The organism is Flavobacteriales bacterium, assembly GCA_021296215.1.
GTDB lineage: Bacteria > Bacteroidota > Bacteroidia > Flavobacteriales > ECT2AJA-044 > ECT2AJA-044.
The window spans coordinates 1-7,376 of the sequence record JAGWBA010000091.1 but is presented as its reverse complement, the minus strand read 5'-3'; the positions used below and the strand labels follow the sequence as shown (position 1 = coordinate 7,376).

The 7,376-nt window shown below is 49.6% G+C and carries 7 protein-coding genes; 1 reads left to right on the top strand and 6 read right to left on the bottom strand.

Annotation, left to right across the window (positions count from 1 at the left end):
• Positions 1 to 233: 233 nt before the first annotated feature.
• From J4F31_11450 to J4F31_11425, 6 genes are all read right to left on the bottom strand, one after another.
• Positions 234 to 800 (bottom strand): UbiX family flavin prenyltransferase, encoded by a 567-nt coding sequence (locus J4F31_11450; protein MCE2497171.1) that lies wholly within the window; start codon positions 798 to 800, stop codon positions 234 to 236.
• 3 nt (positions 801 to 803) lie between these two features.
• Positions 804 to 1,601 (bottom strand): Omp28-related outer membrane protein, encoded by a 798-nt coding sequence (locus J4F31_11445; protein ID MCE2497170.1) that lies wholly within the window; start codon positions 1,599 to 1,601, stop codon positions 804 to 806.
• A 20-nt stretch (positions 1,602 to 1,621) separates the two neighbouring features.
• Positions 1,622 to 2,431 carry an Omp28 family outer membrane lipoprotein gene (locus J4F31_11440; protein ID MCE2497169.1) on the bottom strand — a complete coding sequence of 270 codons (810 nt, stop codon included), beginning with the start codon at positions 2,429 to 2,431 and terminating at the stop codon, positions 1,622 to 1,624.
• 3 nt (positions 2,432 to 2,434) lie between these two features.
• Complete coding sequence (locus J4F31_11435) at positions 2,435 to 4,084, bottom strand: hypothetical protein (protein MCE2497168.1); 1,650 nt, start codon at positions 4,082 to 4,084, stop codon at positions 2,435 to 2,437.
• A 10-nt stretch (positions 4,085 to 4,094) separates the two neighbouring features.
• On the bottom strand, positions 4,095 to 4,601 hold the full coding sequence (locus tag J4F31_11430) for a TlpA family protein disulfide reductase (GenBank protein ID MCE2497167.1): 507 nt from the start codon (positions 4,599 to 4,601) through the stop codon (positions 4,095 to 4,097).
• Between the two features lie 84 nt (positions 4,602 to 4,685).
• Entirely contained in the window at positions 4,686 to 6,461 is a 1,776-nt protein-coding gene (locus tag J4F31_11425; protein ID MCE2497166.1) for an Omp28-related outer membrane protein, read from the bottom strand.
• A 119-nt stretch (positions 6,462 to 6,580) separates the two neighbouring features.
• Between J4F31_11425 and J4F31_11420 the strand changes: the two genes are divergently transcribed.
• Positions 6,581 to 7,270: a T9SS type A sorting domain-containing protein gene (locus J4F31_11420; protein ID MCE2497165.1), complete on the top strand. Its 690-nt coding sequence runs from the start codon at positions 6,581 to 6,583 to the stop codon at positions 7,268 to 7,270.
• Positions 7,271 to 7,376: the final 106 nt, after the last annotated feature.

Sequence of the window (7,376 nt, the reverse complement as noted above, 5' to 3'; positions counted from 1 at the left end):
CGGTGAATGAAGTATAGATGGCAGTGTTATCAGTAGCGCCTGTGGCGCGAGAAGTAGAATAAGTGTGATCAGTGGCGCTGTACCCTTGCGCGTAGGTGCATTCGGGCTTCGCCCGAGTGAATTTCGCTTTCGCGAAGTGAATTCCTATCGGAGGTCAAACCCAATGGACTCGCGCGCAGGCCTATTGAACTTCGGTGAAGCCGAAATTCGCTTGCGTAGTAAATGGACCGGCCTTATTCGCTCCACCGATAGGTATCCAAATCAAATCCGGCCAAATCCAATGCTCGATCCACCACAGTGAGCGCCAGTTCTTCGAAGTCCTTGGGTTTGGAATAAAAGCTCGGAGCTGCCGGCGCTATGATTCCGCCCGCTTCGGTAATGGCCTTCATGTTGTTGATCTGGATGAGGTTGAGCGGGGAGTCGCGGGTGAGCAGAATGAGCTTTCGGCGTTCTTTAAGGATCACATCCGCCGCTCTCGTAATGAGATCGTCTGAAAAGCCGTTGGCAATACGCGCCATGGTACCCATGGAACACGGTGCTACCATCATGGTGCCAAAGCGGGCCGATCCGCTCGCGAAAGGTGCCATGAAATCTTTTTTGCTGTACACTTTGAAAGGGAGGTTCTCGAAATCGCGATTACCCAGTTCATACTCCCAAACATCGCGAGCATTATCGCTCATGACCACGCCAACTTCGTTCCATTGATCGGAAAGCTGATTCAATCGATCAAATAGAACTTTAGCGTAAATGGCACCGGAGGCTCCGGTGACCGCAACTACTATTTTACGTGATGGAGTCAAGTTTTACAGCGTTATTTCCTCGACTTGGATGAACTCGTAAGTGTCCAAATCGTATAGGAAAGCCACAACGGAACAATTTTGTTCATTCCAATCGGCGTTCCACACCGTAGTATAGGCTTTCTGGTAAGGTGAATTCAGGTTTACAGTGCCTATACTGAGGGTGTCGCCCGAGGTGTCAGTAATTGAAGCTCTGAGCACGTTATTGTGCGTGTAGGTCGAATCGACCCCAGCTGGTGTGAGCTGCGGCGATACTAAGCTATCTTCAAGTATCCAAAGCACCACGGCATACTGGCCCTCATGTCGGTATTGGTACAGGACCTCAATGTCGCAGTTTAAATTACCGCCACTTACTTGAGCAGATATTTGGAGCTCTGCACCGCTCAATTGTTGCGATGCGCTGGCTACTGCAGTGTCCAAAGAATTCGAATAGAGCCAGTGATTGCCGGGAAAATCGGCCCTATTGAGCATTGCCGAGGGTATTGATAGAGCCTGCCAAAAAGCAATGAGCTCATCTCCTGATGGTGTTCGGTAATCAGCCGGAAACTCCGCACTAGGAGCTGCAAAGCTCTCGGCGTGGACGAAAACCACGGTCATTTGATCGCCATAGAATCCTTTTAGGCTGTCAATGCGGAAAGTCAAAGCCGGGGAATTCACGGCTCTATGTGCAGTGTAGTTTTCAACGAGAAATCGTTGAACCACAGATTTAGTTCCCATTGTAGGTTTATCAGGACCATCATTGCTTTTATTGCAAGCGGCGATGACGAACAAGCTCAGTAAAATGCCGTAGTATGCTTTACTCATAGAGCCAATAAGTTAGACAATTACAGCTTTATTTCCTCCACCTGAATAACCTCGTAGGTCTCCAAATCGTATAGGAAAGCTACCACATGGCAGTTTTGCTCATTCCAATCGCTGTTCCAAGTGGTACTGAAGGTGGCCTCGTATGGAGTTAATATATCGACCGGACCACTACTTAAAGTATCGCCCCAAGTGCTGTTGAGCGATGTGCGCAGTACGTGATTGTGCTCGTAATCCGGGATGGTTTGTCCGACGTACACTTGAGGGGCAATGATACCGTCCTCGGTCACCCAAACCACAACGGCATAGTCACCGTCTAAGTCGGTTTGGTAAATGACTTCAACATCAGCCGTGATCGTGTTTCCATTGAGCTCAGCCTTGAGGTTGAGATCGGCTCGTGGTGTTTCAGGAATTGCATCGGCGACCTCCGGTGGCCAGGCTTGGAAGTTCAAGACATGCTGGCCCGGATAGCCTTTACGATTGACCATTCCGGAGGGGTACGCGGCAAATCCGAAAAAGGAGTTCATAGCTTCGCCTTCGGGCGTGGTAAAATCGGTTTCGAACCCGGTACTCGGACTGGCGAAAAAACCTGCGTGAACTGCCACTACGACCACTTGATCGCCATAAATAGCCTTGAGATCCTCGGCTAAACTGGCCGCATCGGGGCAGTTTGGGCATTTGTGTCCGGTGTAATCTTCGACCAGCACTTTTTGTACGAGTGAATCGGAGGGGTTAGGTCCACCGCCGTTGCCGCCTTGAATGGGGTCGTCGATATAATCGCATCCGGCCGCGAGGCCGAAAACCAGAATGAATAGTGCATTGAGTTTTTTCATGCCTTAGAATGTTGAGGTGATGGTTACACTTAAACCATTACTGGCCGGCACGTTTCTACATACACCACCAACGCAGAAAATACCCTCTTGTTGCTTTCCGTAGTTGGCCAAGAAGCGGGTTCCGCCTCGGGTATATCCCATGGAGAGGATGTAGTAGTGGATTTGCTTTGCCTCTTCGGGGTTGCCGTAGTTGTAGGCATCCTGGATGGCGAAGAACCAATGCGGTGATATGCTGTATTCGACGAGCAACATGGCCCAGTCGCCGCGATCCTGATCGGTCCACATTCCCTGTGCCTCAAAACGCAACGTATGCTCTCTGCTGAGCTTGTATTGTGCTTCGAGGATCGCCGCTTGCATGTACACGAATCCGGGTTTTCCTTCGATCACTTGCTTGTTGTACTCTTCGTAAATGTAGGTTCCTACGAGCTTCCACTTTTTATTGAGCTTTTTGGTGATCTCGATGTTGAAGTCCTGGAAATAGCGTTCATCGCCCCAAGAGAAAAAGCTGCTTTCGTAGCCATCGGTACCAGGCTCATAAACACCGGTGGTGTCGTTCAATGGGTTCAGGTCTAGCGATTGTGCTACCGAGTAATTTATGGCGACCTGAGTTCCGTAGCGTCCGCCCAGCGGGCTGTCGCGTTTGAACGTATAAGTGATCTCGGTTTGTAAGCCCATTTCGCCGTTGGGCTGGGTAGCATACGGATACAGCGCCGGTAAACGATAGATGTGCTGCTTGGTCATCGCCGGCAAATAGTTGATGAGCAGATCGTTTACGGTGGCGGTTCTATCGCTCCGGTAGTTCATGTTGTCGATGCGCTTTGCGGCAAGTAATATGCCCAAACCCTTGCGAGAATAGGTCAGGTTGACCAAAATTGCATGTCCATCTTTGTAAATGTAGTTGTTGACCGTACCGGGGTCGTTGATCTTGTACGCGGCCTCTGTGTAGAGGGTCCAACGTCCGCGGCTGATCGTTGCTCTACCCACCCAGGAGCCGACGTTCAAGGGAAGATTGTACCGCGGATCGCGATCCTCTTGGTATTTTGAAACGAAGGATCCACCCAAGATCACTCGCCATGGGCTGTTCGACAAAGTGTCGATCGATTCATTCAGGTTCCAATCTACGTCGATAGCGCGTACGATTCCGTCGCCCTTATCGAAGTAGTATCGCTGTTGTCCGATGATCCCGGTAAGTCGAACTCCTCGGGTAGGTTGAAACTTCACTCGAAGTCCGTCCATGGCATTGTCGAACCCTAGTCCTCGCTCTTCGTATGCGCGGAAGATCAATCCCGACCCAAACTGTTCGTAGAAGTTACCGGCGGTGATCTCCCAATCGTCTTGAGTATACGTTGCATAGCGATAGGGGATGCCGGTACCTTTATACCTTGGATCGAAACCAAGTAAGGCGTTTTCATAGCTCTCGAAACGAACTCCGGCGCGGAAATTTCCGCGGGTGTAGTTCAGGTTCATGAAGCCGTTCAACAAAAAGTCTTCGGGCACGTCCGGTGCGCCGATCAGGGTATCTTCGCGGTAATACTGAAAGTCTGTCTGAAAGTTTCCGTGAATTTGGCCCAGGTCGATTTGATCGTTTTGAGCCGAAAGAGAAGATCCGGCACCTACGATGGCCAGAGTGAGTAGTACTCGTTCAATACGCATACTCCGGAGTTTAGTGTTCTACTTCATCGCCGTTCGCTAGGCGAACGACCATATCGTAGAGCTCGGCTTCATCGCCGGGCGCGTATCCACTGTGTTGCCAAACCACGTTTCCGTTTCCGTCGACCAAAAAAGTATGCGGAATATTTCCCACGTTCATGGCGCGTTTGAAATCGGCATTGGGGTCGAGGTAGATCTCGTATTCCCAACCTCGACCGTTTACGAAAGGAGCCACGCGCATGGAGTTACGGGTATCATCAATCGAAACAGCGATCAGTTTCACACCTGTTTCATCGACCCAGTCGATGTATTCGTCGTGAATTGCAGTGAGTTCCGTAACACAGGGCTTACACCACGTTGCCCAAAAGCTGATGATCATCGGTTTTCCTTCGTTGTTCCATTCGTTCGTGTTCACGATGGAACCTTCCAAGTTTTGGAGATCTACCGAGGGCAAAGTGGCTTGCGCAGATGCAAAGGTCACCGAACCCAAGATCAGGAGAGAGAAGAAGAGCTTTTTCATCGGTTCAGGTTTTGTGTAATGAAGTACAGCAGTCCCGGACCTATGAGCGCCGGGACTGCTGTACAACTATTCAATTCAACGAGCTTAGTGGATAACGTTCAGTTTCTCCACAGATTGCTGTCCGTTGTATTCGAGGTTGATGTAGTACAAGCCGGTTTCCCAGTTGCTCGTGTTCAACTCGATGTTGTTGATTCCGGCCGTTCCGCTTACTGTTGCAGTAGCCATAACTTGCCCCAATGCATTAACAACGGTATACGTTACATCGTCATTTCCGGCCAACTCGATACTCAATGTCGTGAGCTCATCCGTCGGATTAGGATACAATTCAACACCGCTCAACGCTTCTTCTTCGATTCCGACCGTAGCCGTGTAATCGAATGGGTGGTCGATGCTCGCCGTATAAACGCCATCACCTTCAATGATTCTGATCAAGTCAGCTTGCTCGATCCAGTACTTACCGTTTCCGTATCCTGAGTTGATTCCGTCACCGTAGCTGTCGAGTACTTCAAGTCTGTGGCACTCTACGTCGGTCAAATTCAAAACGTGAATGTGGTCTTGTGTTCCGTTAGATAAAAGCTGTTGGTATGGTCCACCACTTTCTACGATTTGACCGGCCTCGTTGCGGATTCTCCAAGTGATCTCCTCTCCGTAGCGGTCTTGACGCATGATGAGACGCAAATTACCCAATCCTGAGTTCTGAACGATACTTCCGATAGAACCGATGTTGTCGGATGCGTTTTGATCGGCAGATCCGTTCGTGCTGATGATGTACACGTTCAAGGTGTTGGTGCCGTTATCCATAAAGCTAATGGTAGGCAATGAAGCCGTAGCAGAGGCCAAAGGAGCGAGTTGACCGGTCCAAGTGTAGGTCATGGCTCCAGATCCATTAACGTCGTAGCTGAACTCGATACTGGTCAACGTGTCGCCACCCCAGTTTTGAACGGTAACTTGTGGATTCAACTCCAAAGCACAAACTTCTTGCTCTGAACTTACGTCGAGTACACGAGCGTTCGTTTGGAATGGGAAGTTGACGAAGTCGATAGGACCATCAACTCCTGAAACGATGAATTGCTGTCCTTCCGCAACGAAAGCCACGATCTCTAAATTGCTCAAGTCGACCGGTACACCGTTGATACTGGCCGGAATGTTCCAAGTATATGAACGCGATACCAGCGTTCCCGCATCGGTGGTGTCGATATCATCACCCCACTGACCGGCCATCAAGTGACGCAGCATGTGCATGTGGTTGTACGTTCCGTCTGGATTCAACATCTCAGGGTACAAAGTAGCAGCACCTACTTGTGGACCCGGGACACCGTTTTGCAATACGGCTACGTTCAATTTATTCTGCGGCGCACCGTCTCCGGTGTAGAACAATTCAACGTCAACGGTCAAAGTTTGTGCGGCAACGTCGATAGTTCCCTCAACGGCAAGGTTAACGTAACTAGAGTCATTCAAAACAAGGTCGCCGGCATCGTCCCAGTCACTGCGATTCATGGCCGTGCCACTCGTGTTTTGCGAATAGGTAGGACTAAAATCCTGACGGTTGATCGTGCCGGACGGATAACCCGTCAGGTTCGTTTGACCTGCGATAGCCGCTCCAAAAGAAGTGGTGTAGTTCGGCTGACCCGATCCGGGGTTGGCAAAACCACCCGTATGGATGTTGATCAAAAACACATCGCCGGGATTGGCAGCTGCGTATTGATTGGCCAATTTGTGTCCATCAGGGCACCAAGGACAGTTAATACCAGTAAATTCTTCGAGGACCACATTACGGTTCTCAGGTGCAGTGCTCACAGGCAGTTGAGCGAAAGCGGCAAACGAAGTCATAGCCGCTACTCCGAGTAGTAGTTTCTTCATAGTTTAGTTAATGGTTAGACAAAGTAGAATTCGTCGAGCTCCAAATATAATAAATATAATAAATGTCGCTTAGAATTCTTAACTTTGTGATCCTTTTGTCAAGTGATAATGACCCGATTATGAAGAAATATATACTCTTATTGTTTGTTTTCTCCCTAGCGGGAGGAATAACAGCTCAGTCGCTTTGGCTCGAGCATGAATCTACAGTTGAGACCGGAACCGTTTCCGATTTCGAGGTAGTATCGCACAATGCAGTGGTGAATACCGGCACTGCTCCCATGACCGTGAAAGTTACTCGTCGCATCATCGTCGATAATGCGAGTTTCGACAATGCCATTTGCTGGCAATTGTGCTATTTGCCAACTACCGATACCACTCCCGATCCCTTGGTCTTGAATCCGGGTGATACCGTGCTGAACTTCAGCGGACATTTGTATCCGAACGGAAACTTGGGTACGACCACCATCGAATACATTTTCTACGACGTCGATAACCCAAGTAATCAATGGAGTTACGAAGTGGAGTATAATGTTTTCGGTGTTGGACTCGAAGAGAATGAGCTTGCGGTAAGTGCTCCATACCCGAATCCCGCGAATGATGTGGTGCGTTTCGACATTCAAAATGCCGAACCGGCGACCATTGAAGTGTACGATATGCTGGGTAAAATCGTAGCACAGAGAACCGTATCGGCCCGCGAGGGCGAAGTCACATTGCGCGTGCAACACCTGCAACCAGGCCTGTATTTCTGCACTGTGCGCAGTCAAAATGGCGATGCCGTTCAGACCAAGCGACTGGTGATTCAACGATAAGCTCCCGACCTAAACTGTTGTTGCAACGAAAAGCTCCGCCATTGGTGGGGCTTTTATATTTATAGAGGATTAGAAAGAGGTCATAAGAGTTGTTGATATTCGAGAC

What these genes read in the sequence shown, in the direction of transcription:
- J4F31_11445 (MCE2497170.1), bottom strand. Translation starts at nt 1,601, where the DNA reads ATGAGTAAAGCATACTACGGCATTTTACTGAGCTTGTTCGTCATCGCC.
- J4F31_11440 (MCE2497169.1), bottom strand. Translation starts at nt 2,431, where the DNA reads ATGAAAAAACTCAATGCACTATTCATTCTGGTTTTCGGCCTCGCGGCC.
- J4F31_11435 (MCE2497168.1), bottom strand. Translation starts at nt 4,084, where the DNA reads ATGCGTATTGAACGAGTACTACTCACTCTGGCCATCGTAGGTGCCGGA.
- J4F31_11430 (MCE2497167.1), bottom strand. Translation starts at nt 4,601, where the DNA reads ATGAAAAAGCTCTTCTTCTCTCTCCTGATCTTGGGTTCGGTGACCTTT.
- J4F31_11425 (MCE2497166.1), bottom strand. Translation starts at nt 6,461, where the DNA reads ATGAAGAAACTACTACTCGGAGTAGCGGCTATGACTTCGTTTGCCGCT.
- J4F31_11420 (MCE2497165.1), top strand. Translation starts at nt 6,581, where the DNA reads ATGAAGAAATATATACTCTTATTGTTTGTTTTCTCCCTAGCGGGAGGA.